Below are 16,234 nucleotides of genomic sequence, written 5' to 3'. Positions count from 1 at the left end.
AGGCGAGGATGACATCCGGAACGTTACGGCCACCGCCACCGGCGCCACCCGGCCCTCCGGCGGCGGTCACCGTCGGGGCCCCGCCCGCACCGCGCCGGCGCCGCACCTGGCGGCAGGCGCTGCGCCGGGACTGGCAGCTCTACTCGCTCGCCATCCTGCCTCTGCTGTTCTTCCTGGTCTTCCGGTACCTCCCGATGATCGGCAACGTCATCGCGTTCCGACGGTTCAAGCCCGGCGGCAGCATCTTCGGTGAGTACTGGGTGGGGCTGCGGTACTTCCGGATGTTCCTCACCGACCCGACGTTCTGGGACGTCTTCACCAACACGCTGGTGCTCGGGACGCTGACCCTGCTGTTCTGCTTCCCGCTGCCGATCGTCCTGGCGCTGCTGCTCAACGAGGTGCGCGCCCGCCGCCTGCGGCGGTTCGTCCAGTCCGTGTCCTACCTGCCGCACTTCCTGTCGATCGTGATCGTGGCGGCCATGGTCATGCAGCTGACCTCGGTCGACGGCACCATCAACCAGATCGTGCAGGCCACCGGCGGCGACGCGGTGCCGTTCCTGCAACGAGCCGAGTGGTTCCGGACCATCTACGTGTCGTCCGAGGTCTGGCAGACGGTCGGCTGGGGCACGATTCTCTACCTCGCCGCGCTCACCACCGTCGACGACGACCTGTACGAGGCGGCCCGGATCGACGGCGCCAACCGGTGGCGGCAGACCTGGCACGTGACGCTGCCGGGCATCCGCCCCACCATGGTGACGTTGCTGATCCTCAACATCGGCAGCTTCATGGCGGTCGGGTTCGAGAAGATCCTGCTGCTCTACAACCCGCTGACCTATCCGACCGCCGACGTGCTCTCCACGTACCTGTTCCGGATGGGCTTCGGGTCCAGCAACTTCAGCTACGCCGCGGCCATCGGGTTGTTCGAGGCGGTCATCGGGCTCACGCTGGTCCTGACGGCGAATCTGATCGCCCGGCGCACCGTCGGGACGAGCCTGTGGTGAGCGTCGACGCCACCGACACGGCCAGCGGCAGCGGCCTGCCCGCCCGCGCCCGGCCGCGCGGAATCCGCCCGAGCCGGGGCTACCGCGTGTTCCAGGCGTGCAACGCGGTAGTGCTCACCATCGTCGTGGTGGCGACGCTGTTCCCGTTCGTCAACGTCGTGGCCCGTTCGCTCAGTGACGAGCGGTACCTCATCGCCGGCAAGGTCAACCTCGTGCCGCGCGGGTTCAACCTGGACACCTACCGGCTGGTGCTGAACGACTCGCTGTTCTGGACGAACTACCGCAACACCGTCTTCTACACGGTCGTCGCCACGGCCATCTCGATCGTGCTGACCACCTGTTACGCCTACGCGTTGTCCAAGAAGCACCTGCGGGGCCGTACGGCTCTGATCGGTATCGCGGTGTTCACCATGTTCTTCACCGGCGGCCTGATCCCCAACTACGTGCTGGTCACCAGCTTGGGCATGAAGAACAGCGTCTGGGCCATCGCGGTGCCCAACGCGATCAACGTGTTCAACCTGCTGGTGATGAAGGCGTTCTTCGAGAGTCTGCCCACCGACCTGGAAGAGGCCGCTGCCGTCGACGGGCTCAACACGTACGGCATCCTGCTGCGCATCGTGCTGCCGCTGTCGAAGGCGATCGTCGCCACGATGGTGCTGTTCTACGCCGTGGCCTTCTGGAACTCCTGGTTCGCCGCCTTCCTCTACATGGACCAGCAGGAGCTGTGGCCGGTGACCGTCTATCTGCGCAACCTGATCGCGGGGGCCACCGGCGCGGAGAACGTCGGCGTCATCGCCGAGGCCGACGAGGTGCAGGCCGACGCGACGCTCAAGGCCGTGACGATCGTGCTCACGACCCTGCCCATCCTCGTGGTCTATCCCTTCGTCCAGCGGTACTTCGTCCGCGGCGTGATGCTCGGCGCCGTCAAGGGCTGACCGGCACGTCCACCATTTCCTCCACCGAACCCGAAAGGACCGCCATGCTCCACCGATCGTGGCGCCGCGCCGCGACAGCGGCGGTAGCCGCTCTGCTCGCGGCCACCAGTATCGCCGCCTGTAGCGAGGATCCGTCCGACGCCAAGGACCTGTCGGAGAACCGGGCCGGCGCGATGGCCGACTACGGCATCGGCAAGCAGTTCAAGGCGAGCGAGCCGGTCTCCTTTTCGATCCTCTACAACAACCATCCGAACTATCCGCTGCGCGAGGACTGGCTCTTCTGGAATGAGCTGAAGTCGCGGGCCAACGTCACGCTCTCGCCGGTCGCCGTGCCGCTGAGCGACTACGAACAGAAGCGCAGCCTGCTGATCGGCGCCGGCGACGCCCCGATGATCATCCCGAAGACGTACCCCGGCCAGGAGGACGCCTACGTCTCCTCCGGGGCGGTCCTGCCGGTCAGCGACTACCTGGACCTCATGCCCAACCTGCAGGACAAGATCTCGCGGTGGAACCTCAAGCCCGAACTCGACGGGCGGCGCCAGGAGGACGGGAAGTTCTACCTGCTGCCGGGGTTGCACGAGAAGCCCTGGCAGGACTACTCGCTGGCGATCCGGACCGACATCCTCGACGAGTTGCACCTGACGGCCCCGAAGACCTGGGACGACCTCTACACGGTGCTCAAGGCCATGAAGGCCAGGTACCCGAACGTGTATCCGTTCTCCGACCGGTGGAGCAAGCCCAACCCGGCCGGCAACCTGCTCAACATCCTGGCCGTGTCGTACGGACTGCAGGGCGCGGGCTGGAACTTCCAGCACACCTCCTGGGACGCGAACGCCAAGAAGTTCGTCTACACCGGCGCCACGGAGCAGTACAAGCAGATGCTCCAGTACCTCAACAAGCTGGTGTCGGAGAAGCTGCTCGACCCGGAGAGCTTCACCCAGACCGACGAGCAGGCCCGGCAGAAGCTCGCCAACAGCAAGTCCTTCGTGATCAGCGCCAACGCGCAGGCCGTCGTGAACGACTACCGACCCGACCTCGCCAAGACCAACCCCAAGGCGACGATCGCCAAGATCCCACTGCCGATCGGGCCGGCCGGTGAGGTCAACCCCGCCAGCCGGTTGGAGAACGGCGTGATGATCTCCTCGAAGGCCCGCGAGAGCAAGAACTTCGTGGCGATGATGCAGTTCATCGACTGGCTCTGGTATTCCGACGCCGGCCAGGAGTTCGCCAAGTGGGGCGTCGAGGGAACGACGTTCGTCCGGGACGCCGCCGGCAAGCCCAAGCTGGCGCCCGACGTCAACGTCATCGGCCTGAACCCGAAGGCGTCCAAGCACCTGCAGAAGGACTTCGGCTTCTACAACGGCGTGTTCGCCTACGGCGGCAAGCCGGAGCTGGTGCAGGGCTTCTTCTCCCCGGAGGAGCAGGAGTTCCAGAAGGTGCTGAACGCCCGTCCGTCGGTCGCGGTGCCACCGCCGCACCCCCTGACCGACGATGAACGGGAGCAGGCGTCACTGTGGGAGACGCCGCTGCGTGACCACGTCTACCAGGCGACCCTGCAGTTCGCACTCGGCCAGCGCGACTTCTCCCAGTGGGACGCGTACCTCGCCGAGTTGAAGGGCAAGAACATGGACACCTACCTGGCCATGATCAACAAGGCGTACGACAGGTACCAGAAGGACCACGGCTGACCGCCGGCCGGTCCGGTGGTGCCCGTCACGACCGGACCGGCCGAGCACCGTCAGCCGCGCACCGCACCGAAGAGGACCAGATGACGCGCATGACCGTGTCGGCGGATCCGCAGGGCCGACTGTCCGATGCCTGGCGCTTCGCCGTCGGCACCGGCCGCGCGTACCTCGACCTCGGCGCCGAGCCGGGAGAGCACTGATGAGCACCGCGCACGCCGGGCGGCAGTTCGGCGACGGGCCCCTGTCCCGGTTCGCGTCCCGCGTCTACACGCTGCTCGTGATCGAGGTGCTGCTCCTCGTCACCACGCTGCCCGGCCTGCTCCCGCTGCTGCTGCTCGGCCGCGACCCCAGCAACCTGCCGCTGGCCGCGCTCCTGCTGCTGCCGGTCGGTCCGGCGGTCTGCGCCGCCCTGTACGCCCTGCGCCACCAGCGGCCCGACCTGACGGACCTGCGGCCCGCCGCCCTGTTCTGGCGCGGCTACCGGATCAACGTCGGGGGCGCGCTGCGGGTCTGGGCGCCGACGTTGCTGTGGCTGACCGTGCTCGCGCTGAACCTCGCGTACCGGGGCGCGGTCGGCCTCGGGAGGTGGTGGGTGGTGCCGCTGGTCCTGATCGCGGTCGGGGTGACCCTCTGCGCGGCCAACGCGTTGGTGATCACCTCGCTGTTCGAGTTCCGCACCCGCGACGTCCTGCGCCTGGCCGTGCACTTCCTCGTCCGTACCCCCGGGGTCACCGTCGGCAACGCCCTGCTGCTCGCCGCGGCGGCCGGGGTCACCGCGGTCTTCTCCGAAGCGGTCCTGGCGCTGCTCGCCTCGGTCGTGGTCCTGGCGGTCCTGCGCGTCGGCGACCCGATGATCCACCTGATCCGGAAGGAGTTCACCGCATGAGCCTGTCCGCGACCGCCGAGGTGCGCTTCGGCCGGGAGGACGCGTGAACGCGCACGAGTCGATGGACCTGGAGGAGCCGGTGTTCGTGGCAGAACCGCCCGACATCGAGCAGCCGCGCGTGTACCCCGCCTGGCTTCCACCGGAGGCCTTCCGGGCGCTCGGCGCGCGCCGCGTCCTCGTGCACGGCGACGGGCTGCTCGTCGACACCGTCCTCGACGAGGTGACGCGCGCCTGCACGCGCTACGGCGGGCGGGTCTGGCATTCCCCCTCCTGGGACGTCGACGCCGACCTGGTGCTCACCCTGCGCGACGCCGACGAGCTGCCCAGCTCCGCGGTCGAGGCGGCGCGGTCGGCGGGGGAGGCGGCGCTCGTCGACCTGGGCGACGGTGCGACGCTCGGCGACGAGGGGTTCCTACTGGCCCGCGCGGGCGAGGTGACGGTGGTGCTGGCCGACGCGCCCGCCGGCCTGCTGTACGGGCTGTTCCACGTCGTACGGCTCTGCGCGGCGGCGTTCGACCCGGCCCGTCCACCCGAGCTGCACCGGCCCACGCTGCGCCGACGGATGCTGAACCACTGGGACAACGTGGCCGTGCACCCGGTGATGGGTCAGGTCGAACGGGGGTACGCGGGCGGCTCGATCTTCTGGGCCGGTGGCCGTCCGCGCGGGGATCTGGCTCGGATCCGGGAGTACGGGCGGCTGCTGGCCGCCAGCGGGATCAACGCGATCTCGGTGAACAACGTCAACGTGGGTCGCGTCGAGGCGCTGCTGCTCACCGACCGGCTCGGCGACGTGGCCGAGATCGCGGACGTGCTGCGCCCGTACAACATCCGGGTGCATCTGTCGGTCACCTTCGCCGCGCCGATGGTCCTCGGCGGACTGTCCACCGCCGACCCGTTCGACGACGAGGTACGCGCCTGGTGGGCGGCCACCACCCGGCGGGTGTACGAGCGCATCGACGACTTCGGCGGCTACGTGGTGAAGGCCGACTCCGAGGGGCAACCCGGCCCGTTCACCTACGGGCGCGACCACGCCGACGGGGCGAACCTGCTCGCCGAGGCCCTCGCCCCGTACGGGGGAGTGGTGCACTGGCGGGCGTTCGTCTACAACCACCACCAGGACTGGCGGGACCGCTCCACCGACCGGGCGCGGGCCGCGTACGACCACTTCGCCCCGCTCGACGGGCGGTTCCGCGCCAACGTGGTCCTCCAGGTGAAGTTCGGCCCGGTGGACTTCCAGACGCGCGAGCCGGTCTCGCCGGTGCTGGCCGCCATGCCGGCCACCCGGATCGCCGTCGAGCTGCAGGTCACCCAGGAGTACACGGGTCAGCAGCGGCACGTCTGCCACCTCGGGCCGTGCTGGGGTGACGTGCTGCGCTTCGCGCCCTGGGGTCCCGGCGGGCGGACGATCGCCGACGTGGTCACCGGGGAGGCCGGCAAGGGCGGTGGCCTGGTCGCCGTCGCCAACACCGGCGACGACCCCTTCTGGACGGGGCACCCGCTGGCACAGGCCAACCTCTACACGTTCGGCCGGCTCGCCTGGGATCCGCGCCTCGATCCGACGGCGGTTCTCGACGAGTGGATGACGTTGACGTTCCCGCCGTCGGCCACCGCCGAGCCGGAGCTGGTGCGGCGGACGCTGCACGAGATCATGGACGACTCCTGGCGGACGTACGAGCGGTACACCGCCCCGCTGGGCGTCGGCTTCATGGTCCATCCCGGCGACCACTACGGCCCCGATGTCGACGGGTACGAGTACTCGCGGTGGGGCACCTACCACTTCGCCGACCGTGACGGCGTCGGCGTGGACCGCAGTCGCGCCTCGGGCACCGGTTTCGCCGGCCAGTACCCGCCCTACTGGGCCGAGGTGTACGAGTCGCCGCGGACCTGCCCGGACGAGCTGCTGCTCTTCTTCCACCACGTCCCGTACACGCACGTCCTGCACAGCGGGTCCACAGTCATCCAGCACATCTACGACACCCACTTCGCTGGCGTCGAGGAGGTGGCGGTGATGCGGCAGCGGTGGCAGACCCTGAACGGGATGATCGATCCGGCCGTGTACGAACGGGTGGCCGAGCGCCTCGACGAGCAGGTGCGCTGCGCCGCCGAGTGGCGGGACCAGATCAACTCGTACTTCTTCCGCAAGTCCGGGGTGCCCGACGCGCGGGGGCGGCGCATCCACTGATCCGGCCGGCCCGATCGGGCCGGCCGGAGCACCGGCGCTGTCGCGCTCACCAGGGGTGTACGGTCCCGTCCTCCAACCGGTTCACCGGCAGGTACGCGGGCGCGTACGGGTAGCGGGCCGCCGCCTCCTCGTCGATGTCGACGCCCAGCCCGGGGGTCTCGGCGGGATGCAGGTAGCCGTCGGCGTAGTGGTAGCCGTGCGGGAACACCTCGTCGGTCTGCGCGGTGTGCCGCATGTACTCCTGCAGGCCGAAGTTGGGGATCGAGATGTCGAGCTGGAGCGCGGCGGCCATGCACACGGGCGACAGGTCGGTGGCGCCGTGTGAGCCGCTGCGGACGTGGTGCAGCGCGGCGAGGTCGAAGATGCGCCGCAGGTGGTTGATGCCGCCGGCGTGCACCACCGTGGCCCGGATGTAGTCGATGAGCTGTTCCCGGATGAGCTGCGCCGCGTCGAAGACGCTGTTGAAGACCTCGCCCACGGCGATCGGGGTGGTGGTGTGCTGCCGGATCAGCCGGAAGCCCTCCTGGAGGTCGGCGGGGACCGGATCCTCCATCCAGGTCAGCGCGTAGGGCTCCAGACTCTGGCCGAGCCGAGCCGCCTCGATGGGCGTGAGCCGGTGGTGCACGTCGTGCAGCAACCGCAGGGTGGGGCCGAACTCGTCGCGGACCCGGGCGAACACGGTGGGCACGTGGGTCAGGTAGCGCGGCGTCGACCAGGTGGCCTCGCTGGGCAGCGCCGCGTCGGCCGGCTCGTAGAAGAGCTTGTCGGCGCTGACCCCGTACGTCTTGGGCAGGCCCGGCACACCGCACTGCACCCGGACCGCCCGGTAGCCGAGGTCGACGTAGCGGGCGACCTCGACCAGGACCTCCTCGACGGTCTCGCCGTTGGCGTGGCCGTACACCGTGACGCCCTCGCGGGACCGGCCGCCGAGCAGCTGGTAGACCGGCAGGCCCGCCACCTTGCCCTTGATGTCCCACAGCGCGGTGTCCACCGCGGCGATCGCGCTCATCGTGACCGGCCCGCGCCGCCAGTACGCGCCCTGGTACAGGTACTGCCAGGTGTCCTCGATCCGCGCCGGGTCCCGGCCGATCAGCAGCGGCGCCACGTGGTCGGACAGGTACGACGCGACGGCCAGCTCCCTGCCGTTGAGGGTGGCGTCCCCGACGCCGGTGACGCCCTCGTCAGTGACGATCTTGAGGGTGACGAAGTTGCGGCCCGGACAGGTCACGATGACCCGGGCATCGACGATCTTCACGCGATCTCCTTCGTGCCTACGGGGGTCGTAGGGGGGTGCACACGAGGACGTTCTGCTTACCGGGAACGTGCCGATAATATCCCGCCGGCGGCCGGCGGTCGGCGCCGAACGGTTCGGCGGGCCCGCACCCGTGCGCAGGTGACCGCCCAATCCCTTGTCCCGAAAGGTTTCCGGAAGCCTTGACAATCGAGTGTGCTCGATCGAAGCTGACATCGGTCACGCGAGCCGCGGTCACGGTCGGGCGAAGGGCAGTCCTCGACTAACCCCCTTCCATGCGCCATTCTCCCGAGGAATCGCGAACCATGACACTGAAGACAAGGCTGCTCGGCGTCCTCACGGCGGTCGCGACAGTCGCCGCCGCCGCGCTGGCGTTCGCCACCCCCGCATCGGCCGCGACGCTCACCCAGGTGACCGGCTTCGGCAACAACCCCACAAACCTCCAGATGCATCTGTACGTCCCGGACCGGGTCGCATCCCGGCCAGGAATCCTGCTCGCCCTGCACTACTGCACCGGAACGGGCCCCGCCTTCTACTCCGGCACGCAGTACGCGTCCCTCGCCGACCGGTATGGATTCATTGTCATCTACCCGTCGGCGACGCGCAGCAGCAAGTGCTGGGACGTGGCCTCGCCGCAGGCGCTGCGCCGAGGTGGCGGCAGCGACCCGGTCGGGCTCGTGTCGATGATCGATTACGTGAAGCAGCGGTACTCCGCCGACCCGGACCGCGTCTTCGCCACCGGCACCTCGTCGGGCGCGATGATGACCAACGTCATGCTCGGCGACTACCCGGACGTGTTCGCGGCGGGCGCGTCGTTCGCCGGGGTGCCGTTCGCCTGCTTCGCCACCGGGGGCACCTCGGAGTGGAACAGCGAGTGCGCGAACGGGCAGTCCATCAAGACCGCGCAGCAGTGGGGTGACCTGGTCCGCGGGGCGTACCCCGGCTACACCGGCCGGCGACCGCGGATGCAGATCTGGCACGGCACCAGCGACGAGACGCTGCGCTACCCGAACTTCGGCGAGCAGATCAAGCAGTGGACGAACGTCCACGGTCTGAGCCAGACCCCGACGTACACCGACTCCCCGCAGTCCGGGTACACCCGCACCCGGTACGGCAGCAGCGGCCCGATGGCACCGGTCGAGGCGATCAGCATGCAGGGCGTCACGCACAACATCCCGGTCGACGCCGCCCAGGTGATCCGCTTCTTCGGCCTGGACGGCACGACGCCGCCCCCGACGACGCCGCCGCCGACGACGCCGCCGCCGACGACTCCGCCCCCGACCACGCCGCCCCCGACTACGCCGCCACCCACCACGCCGCCCCCGACGACTCCGCCGCCGACCACGCCGCCGCCGAGTGCGGGCGCGTGCCGCGTCGGATACACGGTCAACGCCTGGAACTCGGGTCTCACCGCGAGCGTGACCATCACCAACACCGGAACCGCCGCCGTCAACGGGTGGGCGCTGACCTTCACGCTGCCCAGCGGCCAGACCATCACCAACGGCTGGAACGCCACCTACTCCCCGACGAGCGGAGCGGTCACCGCCCGCAACGTCTCCTACAACGGCACCATCGCGCCGAACGCGTCGGTCGAGATCGGTTTCCAGGCCACCCACACCGGCGGCACCGGCAAGCCCTCGTCGTTCGCCCTCAACGGGGCCACCTGCGCGGTCTCCTGACCACCCACCACCATTGACAAACGGAGTCGCACGATGAGCAGAACGAGATGGAAGGCGGCATCGAGAGCCGTGATCGCGCTGAGCGGCGCGGGCGCTCTCGCCGCCGGCATGGCGCTGGTCCTGGTGACGCCCGCGTCCGCCGGAACCACCCTGGGCGCGTCCGCGGCGGAGAAGGGCCGCTACTTCGGTACGGCGGTGGCCGCGAACAAGCTCTCGGACAGCGCGTACACCACGATCTTGAACCGCGAGTTCAACATGGTGACGGCCGAGAACGAGATGAAGATCGACGCGACCGAGCCGCAGCAGGGTCAGTTCCGCTACACCCAGGCGGATCCGATCGTCAACCACGCACGCAGCCACGGAATGCAGGTACGCGGTCACACCCTGGCCTGGCACGGCCAGCAGCCGGGGTGGATGCAGGGCATGGAGGGCACCGCGCTGCGCAACGCGATGCTCAACCACGTGACGCAGGTGGCGACCCACTACCGGGGACAGATCTATTCCTGGGACGTGGTGAACGAGGCGTTCGCCGACGGCAACTCCGGTGGCCGTCGAGACTCGAACCTGCAGCGCACCGGCAACGACTGGATCGAGGCCGCGTTCCGCGCCGCGCGAGCGGCGGACCCGGGCGCGAAGCTCTGCTACAACGACTACAACATCGACAACTGGACCTGGGCAAAGACCCAGGGCGTCTACAACATGGTGCGGGACTTCAAGGCCCGTGGCGTGCCGATCGACTGCGTCGGATTCCAGTCGCACTTCAACAACGACTCCCCGTACGCCAGCAACTACCGCACCACGCTGTCGAGCTTCGCGGCGCTGGGCGTGGACGTGCAGATCACCGAGCTGGACATCCAGGGCGCTCCGGCGAACACGTACCGCGCCGTGGTCGAGGACTGCCTGGCGGTGCCGCGCTGCAACGGCATCACCGTGTGGGGCATCCGCGACAGCGACTCGTGGCGGTCCTCGCAGACGCCGCTGCTGTTCAACAGCAGCGGGCAGAAGAAGGCCGCGTACGACGCCGTGCTCGCGGCGCTGAACAGCGGTACCAACCCGACGACCCCGCCGCCCACCACTCCGCCGCCGACGACGCCTCCGCCCACCACCCCGCCGCCCACGACGCCTCCGCCCACGACGCCTCCGCCCACGACCCCGCCGCCGGGGCAGACCGGCTGCTCGGCGTCGGTGACGGTGAACCAGTGGAACGGCGGCTTCGTGGCGAACGTACGGGTGACCGCCGGCTCGTCGGCCCTCAACGGGTGGACCGTGACGCTCACGCTGCCGTCCGGCGCGACCGTCACCAACGCCTGGAGCGCCGACCGCAGCGGTAACAGCGGCACGACGAACTGGACGAACGTGTCCTACAACGGCCAGGTCGGGGCCGGACAGTCCACGGAGTTCGGCTTCCAAGGCACCGGCACCGCCGGCACCCTGACCCCCACCTGCGCCCCCCGCTAAAACCCACCCACCCCACCCCACCCCACCCCACCCCCACCCGGTCCCATCCCCGCTCCACCCTCGTGATCAAGAGGTTTGCGTCACCCGTCCCGGCGTGTCGTGACGCAAACCTCTTGATCACCGGGGCCGGGGCCGGGGCCGGGTCCGGGGCCGGGGGTGGGGGTGGGGGTCCGGGGTCAGTCGTCGATGCGGGTGATGTTGCGGATCTTGTTGGACGCGTCCAACGCGGCCACCTTGTACGCCTCGGCCAGGGTCGGGTAGTTGAACACGGCGTCGACCAGGTAGTCGATCGTGCCGCCGCAGCCGATCACCGCCTGCCCGATGTGGACGATCTCGGTCGCCGCGGTGCCGAACACGTGCACCCCGAGCAGTCGGCCGTCCTCGGGGGAGACGAGCAGCTTCAGCATCCCGTACGAGTCGCCCACGATCTGGCCACGGGCCAGCTCGCGGTAGCGCGCGATGCCCACCTCGAACGGCGTCGACGAGTCGGTCAGCTCGGCCTCGGTCTGGCCGACGAAACTGATCTCCGGGATGGTGTAGATGCCGATGGGTTGCAGGCCGTGCATCTCCCGGATCGGCTCGCCGCAGGCGTGCTGCGCGGCCAGCCGACCCTGCTCCATCGAGGTGGATGCCAACGCCGGGAAGCCGATCACGTCGCCGACGGCGTAGATGTTGTCGACCGGGGTGCGGTAGTTGGCGTCGACAGCGATCCGGCCGCGTCGGTCCGCCGCCAGCCCGGCCGCCTCCAGAGCCAGGTCGTCGGTCTGGCCCTGCCGGCCGGCCGAGTACATGACGGTGTCCGCGACGATCTTCTTGCCGCTCTTGAGGATGCACAGCGCCGCGGTCTGGTGCTTCTCCACCGCGGCGACCTCCTCGCCGAAGCGGAACGCCACGGACAGGTCGCGTAGGTGGTATTTGAGTGACTCGACCACCTCCTCGTCACAGAACTCGAGCATCCGCTCGCGGCGCTCCACGACGGTCACCTTGGTGCCGAGGGCGGCGAACATCGACGCGTACTCCATGCCGATCACACCGGCGCCGACCACGACCATGCTGCGCGGGACGGCCTGGAGGTTGATGACGCCGTCGGAGTCCACGATGGTCCGGTCGTCGAAGTCGACGCTGTCCGGGCGGGCCGGGCGGGTGCCGGCCGCGATGATGGCCTTGTCGAACGTCACCTTCGACTCGCGTCCCGAGCCGGCGTCGACCCAGATGGAGTGCGCGTCCGCGAAGCGCCCGGTCCCGGTGATCATCGCGACCCGGTTGCGGGCGAGCTGGTTGCGGATGACGTCGGTCTGTCGGGTGATCACGTGCTGGGTGCGGGCGGCCAGGTCGCTGACCGTGATCTCCTCCTTGACCCGGTAGCTGCTGCCGTACAGGTCGCGCTGGCTCAGGCCGGTCAGATAGAGCACGGCCTCCCGCAGCGTCTTGGACGGGACGGTGCCGGTGTTGATGCACACCCCACCGATCATGTCGCGGCGGTCCACGATGCCGACCCGCCTGCCGAGCTTTGCGGCGGCGATCGCGGCCTTCTGACCGCTGGGTCCGGAGCCCAGCACCAACAGGTCGTAGTCATACACGATCGTTAGCGTCGCAAGATGTCGCCATCGACGCCAGACCCCGGACGTGAGCGTTACTTGTCTGCCACCACGCAGATGCCGCCGTTCAGCGTGACCTCCTCCGGCACCTGCGTCCCGGTGGCGACGACGCCCAGCGACACGGTGCCGCCGGGCCTGATCACCGCGTTGTGGCCGGTGTTGCGCACCCGCAGGTAGCTGTTGTTCGGCCGGTCGACGACCTGCGCGCCCCAGAGGGCCCGCAACTCCTGACTGGCCCAGAACCGCCAGGTCATCGTCCAGCCGTTCACCGCCGTGGTGCCGGTGTTCTCGACGGCGAGGTACGCCACGAAGCCGTCCGACCTCTGCCGGACGACGGTGTGGACCGCGCAGCTCGGCGGGGGCGGCAGGGTGGTCACGGTGACCGGCGGCGACAGCGCCGACCAGTTGCCGGCCTCATCGCGGGCGCGGACCACGAAGGTGTACGTCGTGTTCGGCGTCAATCCGCTGACCTGGGTGCTGGTGCGCCCCGGCGGGTTCTGGTACACCTCGCCGACCCGGGTCAGCGCACCACCGGCGTCGACCCGGTACACCTCGTACCGGTCGAGCACGACGTTGTCGGTCGACGGGGCCCAGTACGCGGGCATCCTCGCCGACCGTGCCGACCTGGACCGGATCGGCGGGCCGACGGCGTACACCGGTCTGCTGGCCGACGCGGCGCACGCGGGCGAGGACGGCCGCACCGCCGGGGTGCGGGCGCTGCGGCAGGCGATCGGGAACGGCGCCGGGCTGGGCATCGGGGTGCTCGCCGACGAGCGGGATCGCAACGACGCGGTGCTGAGTGCCCTGGTCTGGATCACTGCCGGCCTGGTCAGCCTGACCGTGCTGATCGCGGTCGTCGGCGTGGGTTCCACGACCGCGCTGTCGGTCGTCGAGCGGGTCCGTGAGTCCGGGCTGCTGCGCGCCGTCGGCCTGTCCCGGGCGGGGCTGCGCACGATGCTGACCGTCGAGTCCGGCCTCTACGGGGTGATCGGTGCGAGTTTCGGTCTGCTGCTCGGCGTCCCGTACGCCTGGTTGGCGGTGCGGGCGCTCGGGCTCAACGCGCCGCTGTCGCTGCCGGTGCTGTCGCTGGTCGGGCTCTTCGCGGCGCTTGTCGGGCTGACCGCGCTGGCCGGCGTGCTGCCGGCGCGGCGGGCGTCGCGGGTCAGCCCGGTGGTGGCGTTGGGCGTCGAGGGCTGAGCGCGCCCAGGTACGGGGGTGGGCCGGCGTCGAGGGGGTTCGACGCCGGCCCGCCGCGGCGCGGTCAGTTGGGGTTGCTCGCGTGGGTCAGCGTCTCCCAGGCGACGAAGAGGTTGTTGGTGCCGGCGGGTCGCTGTTGCAGCGTGAGGGTCTGCGTGTTGGTCATGACGGTGCCCAGCCGGTTGCTCAGCGCGTTGAAGCCGACCTCGGTGACGGGGCCGAGGCCCCGGGTGAGGGTGCCGCCGCAGAGCCAGGAGGGTGCCGCCTCGCCGAGTTGGTAGCGCGAGTGCAGGCCGAGCGCCTGCCGCAGCCGCTCACCGACCTGCGGGTACAGGTCGCGGCCCTGGATGCGGGAAGTCTCCGCGACGTGCGAGATGGCGGAGATCCCGTACCCGGTGTGGACGAAGTCCCGGCAGGTCTCCTGCGCGAGGCCGGCGACGAAGGTGGACTGGCCCTGCCAGTAGCCGATGATCTCCGAGCTGGTGTCCAGGCCGCTGCCGGGCACGGTGTACGGCAGCGCGCCGTCGCTGGGCAGGTAGATGAAGGCGCGGGTGCGGTTGAGGAAGCGGGTGACCGCCGCGTCGTAGGCGGTGCGGTCCTCCAGGAAGACGGCGATGCCGACGGCGGCCTCCATCATGGTCAGTTCCCAGTTGCCGTTGCTGTTCGAGCCGTTGCGGACCACCGGCAGGTAGACGTTGCGCAGCATGGTGGCGAACCGGTTGGCGTTGGGCCAGCTCCCGTAGGTGTACTTGATGATCTCGGCGGCCCGGGGCCAGGTCGAGGCCGCCCAGCCGGTCTGCAGGGGTCCGTTGCTGCCGGTGTGCGAGGTGATCGTCGCCGACCAGGCGTCCATGATCTGGATCGCCTTCTGCGCGTACCGGGAGTCGCCGGTGAGGTACCAGGCGAGCGCGTCGGTGTACGCCGCGATCGCGTCCTCGCGCTCGTCCGTGCAGCCGTTGTTGGGGTTGGAGTAGGAGCCGCACTCGACGACGGCGCGGGGCGCCGGGAGTCGTACCCATTGATATCAATGTCTTCGCCGCGCCGGATGGGCTCACGGGTGCATGGCCGCGCCCTTGAGGACCTTGTCCACCACGGTGCGCGGCGCGTGCAGGGCCAGCCCCACCAGGTCGAGCTTCTCCCGGCCGACCGCCTGCACGGCGGCCCGGTTGTCCCGGTCGTTGCCGGTGGCGAACAGCTCGGACGTGAACACCGCGAGCCGCAGCCCGCGAGCGAGAGCCCGCGAGTGCGCGTTGGTCAGGGTCGCCCGGTCGCCGGCGAAGACCAGCACCGGCTGGCCGAACATCGGCAGGTACGAGGTGCCGTCCGCGTCGCGGTACTCCTCGCCCAGCAGCTCCGGCTCGGCGTGCGCGATGCCACTGACCAGAAAGGCGGTGACGTTTAGTCGCTGCCAGCCGACCAGGTCGTTGCGGAGCAGCACGGCGATCTTGGTGGGAAATCGGATCGGTTCGGTCATGGCGTCGAGCCTGCCGGTGCCGACACCCACCGGTCTTGTACGTTCTTAGCGTGGCCACCCGCCCGGCCGGCTCGCAGGTCAGCGCGTGGCGACCCGCCGTCGCCGGGGTCGCCGAGGTCTTCCACGCCCATTTCGTGGACCACGCGTACCCACGGCACGTCCACGACGTGTGGACGCTGCTGATCGTCGACGACGGCGCGGTCCGCTTCGACCTGGACCGGCACCGGCACGGCGCGCTGCGCACATCGGTCACCCTGCTGCCGCCGTACGTGCCGCACGACGGCCGCTCCGCCACGGCGAGCGGCTTTCGCAAACGGGTCCTGTACCTCGACACCTCGGCCCTCGCCCCCGACCTGGTCGGCCGGGCGGTGGACGAACCGGACCTGGCCGATCCGCGTCTGCGGGACCGGATCCACCACCTGCACCACGTGCTCGCCACGCCGGGTGAGGAGTTCGAGGCCGAAAGCCGACTCGCGCTCATCCTGGACCGGCTGCGCACGCAACTCCGCGGACGGGCGCCGGTCAGCACCGCGCCGGGGATGCCCGGCCTCGCCGACCGGCTACGTGAGCTGCTGGACGCCCGAACCGTCGACGGCGTCACACTGCGCGAGGCCGCCGAGCTGCTGCACGCCCACCCGACCCACCTGGTCCGGGCCTTCACACGCGCACACGGGCTGCCACCACACTCGTACCTGACCGGTCGCCGGGTCGAGCTGGCGCGTCGCCTGCTTCTCGCGGGTCAGCGCCCCGCCGAGGCCGCCACAGCCGCCGGGTTCTTCGACCAGGCGCACCTGAGCCGTCACTTCCGGCGTTTCCTGGGCGTCAGCCCGGCCCGCTACCCGGCGGCCCCCGGGCTCAGAGGCGCTGACCGCCGATGACCGCGAGCA

General features: G+C 70.0%; 14 protein-coding genes. 9 read left to right on the top strand and 5 right to left on the bottom strand.

What is annotated here, in order from left to right:
- The first annotated feature begins 8 nt into the window (after positions 1-8).
- The 5 genes from ABZT87_RS21790 to ABZT87_RS21770 all read left to right on the top strand — a co-directional run bounded on the left by ABZT87_RS21790 (position 9) and on the right by ABZT87_RS21770 (position 6,689).
- On the top strand, positions 9-1,001 hold the full coding sequence (locus ABZT87_RS21790; protein WP_354861172.1) for an ABC transporter permease subunit: 993 nt from the start codon (positions 9-11) through the stop codon (positions 999-1,001).
- Entirely contained in the window at positions 998-1,936 is a 939-nt protein-coding gene (locus tag ABZT87_RS21785) for a carbohydrate ABC transporter permease (RefSeq protein WP_355137734.1), read from the top strand. The genes ABZT87_RS21790 and ABZT87_RS21785 overlap by 4 nt, the downstream gene beginning before the upstream one ends.
- Before the next feature lie 44 nt (positions 1,937-1,980).
- Positions 1,981-3,624 carry an extracellular solute-binding protein gene (locus ABZT87_RS21780; protein ID WP_355137732.1) on the top strand — a complete coding sequence of 548 codons (1,644 nt, stop codon included), beginning with the start codon at positions 1,981-1,983 and terminating at the stop codon, positions 3,622-3,624.
- 196 nt (positions 3,625-3,820) lie between these two features.
- Positions 3,821-4,507 (top strand): hypothetical protein, encoded by a 687-nt coding sequence (locus ABZT87_RS21775; protein ID WP_355066465.1) that lies wholly within the window; start codon positions 3,821-3,823, stop codon positions 4,505-4,507.
- 43 nt (positions 4,508-4,550) lie between these two features.
- Entirely contained in the window at positions 4,551-6,689 is a 2,139-nt protein-coding gene (locus ABZT87_RS21770; protein WP_355137730.1) for an alpha-glucuronidase, read from the top strand.
- Positions 6,690-6,735: 46 nt separating this feature from the next.
- Here the strand turns inward: ABZT87_RS21770 and manD are convergent, their stop codons facing one another.
- Entirely contained in the window at positions 6,736-7,944 is a 1,209-nt protein-coding gene (gene manD / locus ABZT87_RS21765; protein WP_355137728.1) for a D-mannonate dehydratase ManD, read from the bottom strand.
- A 302-nt stretch (positions 7,945-8,246) separates the two neighbouring features.
- Here manD and ABZT87_RS21760 point away from each other — a divergent pair, with 302 nt between their 5' ends.
- Positions 8,247-9,620 carry a PHB depolymerase family esterase gene (locus tag ABZT87_RS21760; RefSeq protein WP_354862451.1) on the top strand — a complete coding sequence of 458 codons (1,374 nt, stop codon included), beginning with the start codon at positions 8,247-8,249 and terminating at the stop codon, positions 9,618-9,620.
- Between the two features lie 33 nt (positions 9,621-9,653).
- Positions 9,654-11,078, top strand: coding sequence for an endo-1,4-beta-xylanase (locus ABZT87_RS21755; RefSeq protein WP_355137726.1), 1,425 nt, complete (start codon positions 9,654-9,656; stop codon positions 11,076-11,078).
- Positions 11,079-11,254: 176 nt separating this feature from the next.
- On the opposite strand, the gene sthA is transcribed toward ABZT87_RS21755, so the two are convergent.
- Together sthA and ABZT87_RS21745 are read right to left on the bottom strand one after the other, a co-directional pair.
- On the bottom strand, positions 11,255-12,658 hold the full coding sequence (sthA, locus tag ABZT87_RS21750) for a Si-specific NAD(P)(+) transhydrogenase (RefSeq protein ID WP_355137724.1): 1,404 nt from the start codon (positions 12,656-12,658) through the stop codon (positions 11,255-11,257).
- A gap of 53 nt (positions 12,659-12,711) precedes the next feature.
- On the bottom strand, positions 12,712-13,281 hold the full coding sequence (locus ABZT87_RS21745; protein ID WP_355137722.1) for a cellulose binding domain-containing protein: 570 nt from the start codon (positions 13,279-13,281) through the stop codon (positions 12,712-12,714).
- Here ABZT87_RS21745 and ABZT87_RS21740 point away from each other — a divergent pair.
- Positions 13,250-13,873, top strand: coding sequence for an ABC transporter permease (locus ABZT87_RS21740; RefSeq protein WP_355137720.1), 624 nt, complete (start codon positions 13,250-13,252; stop codon positions 13,871-13,873). The genes ABZT87_RS21745 and ABZT87_RS21740 overlap by 32 nt on opposite strands.
- A gap of 64 nt (positions 13,874-13,937) precedes the next feature.
- On the opposite strand, the gene ABZT87_RS21735 is transcribed toward ABZT87_RS21740, so the two are convergent.
- Both ABZT87_RS21735 and ABZT87_RS21730 read right to left on the bottom strand, forming a co-directional pair.
- Positions 13,938-14,801, bottom strand: coding sequence for an alginate lyase family protein (locus ABZT87_RS21735; protein ID WP_355137784.1), 864 nt, complete (start codon positions 14,799-14,801; stop codon positions 13,938-13,940).
- A 123-nt stretch (positions 14,802-14,924) separates the two neighbouring features.
- On the bottom strand, positions 14,925-15,347 hold the full coding sequence (locus ABZT87_RS21730; RefSeq protein WP_355137718.1) for a DUF2000 domain-containing protein: 423 nt from the start codon (positions 15,345-15,347) through the stop codon (positions 14,925-14,927).
- A gap of 50 nt (positions 15,348-15,397) precedes the next feature.
- On the opposite strand from ABZT87_RS21730, the gene ABZT87_RS21725 reads away from it, so the two are divergent.
- The gene (locus ABZT87_RS21725) at positions 15,398-16,225 is read left to right on the top strand and encodes an AraC family transcriptional regulator (protein WP_355137716.1); all 828 of its coding nucleotides are present in this window, start codon (positions 15,398-15,400) and stop codon (positions 16,223-16,225) included.
- Positions 16,226-16,234: the final 9 nt, after the last annotated feature.

Source organism: Micromonospora sp. NPDC005237, from assembly GCF_040607775.1.
GTDB lineage: Bacteria > Actinomycetota > Actinomycetes > Mycobacteriales > Micromonosporaceae > Micromonospora.
The sequence above is the reverse complement of the archived record's forward strand: the minus strand, read 5'-3'. Positions and strand labels throughout refer to the sequence as shown.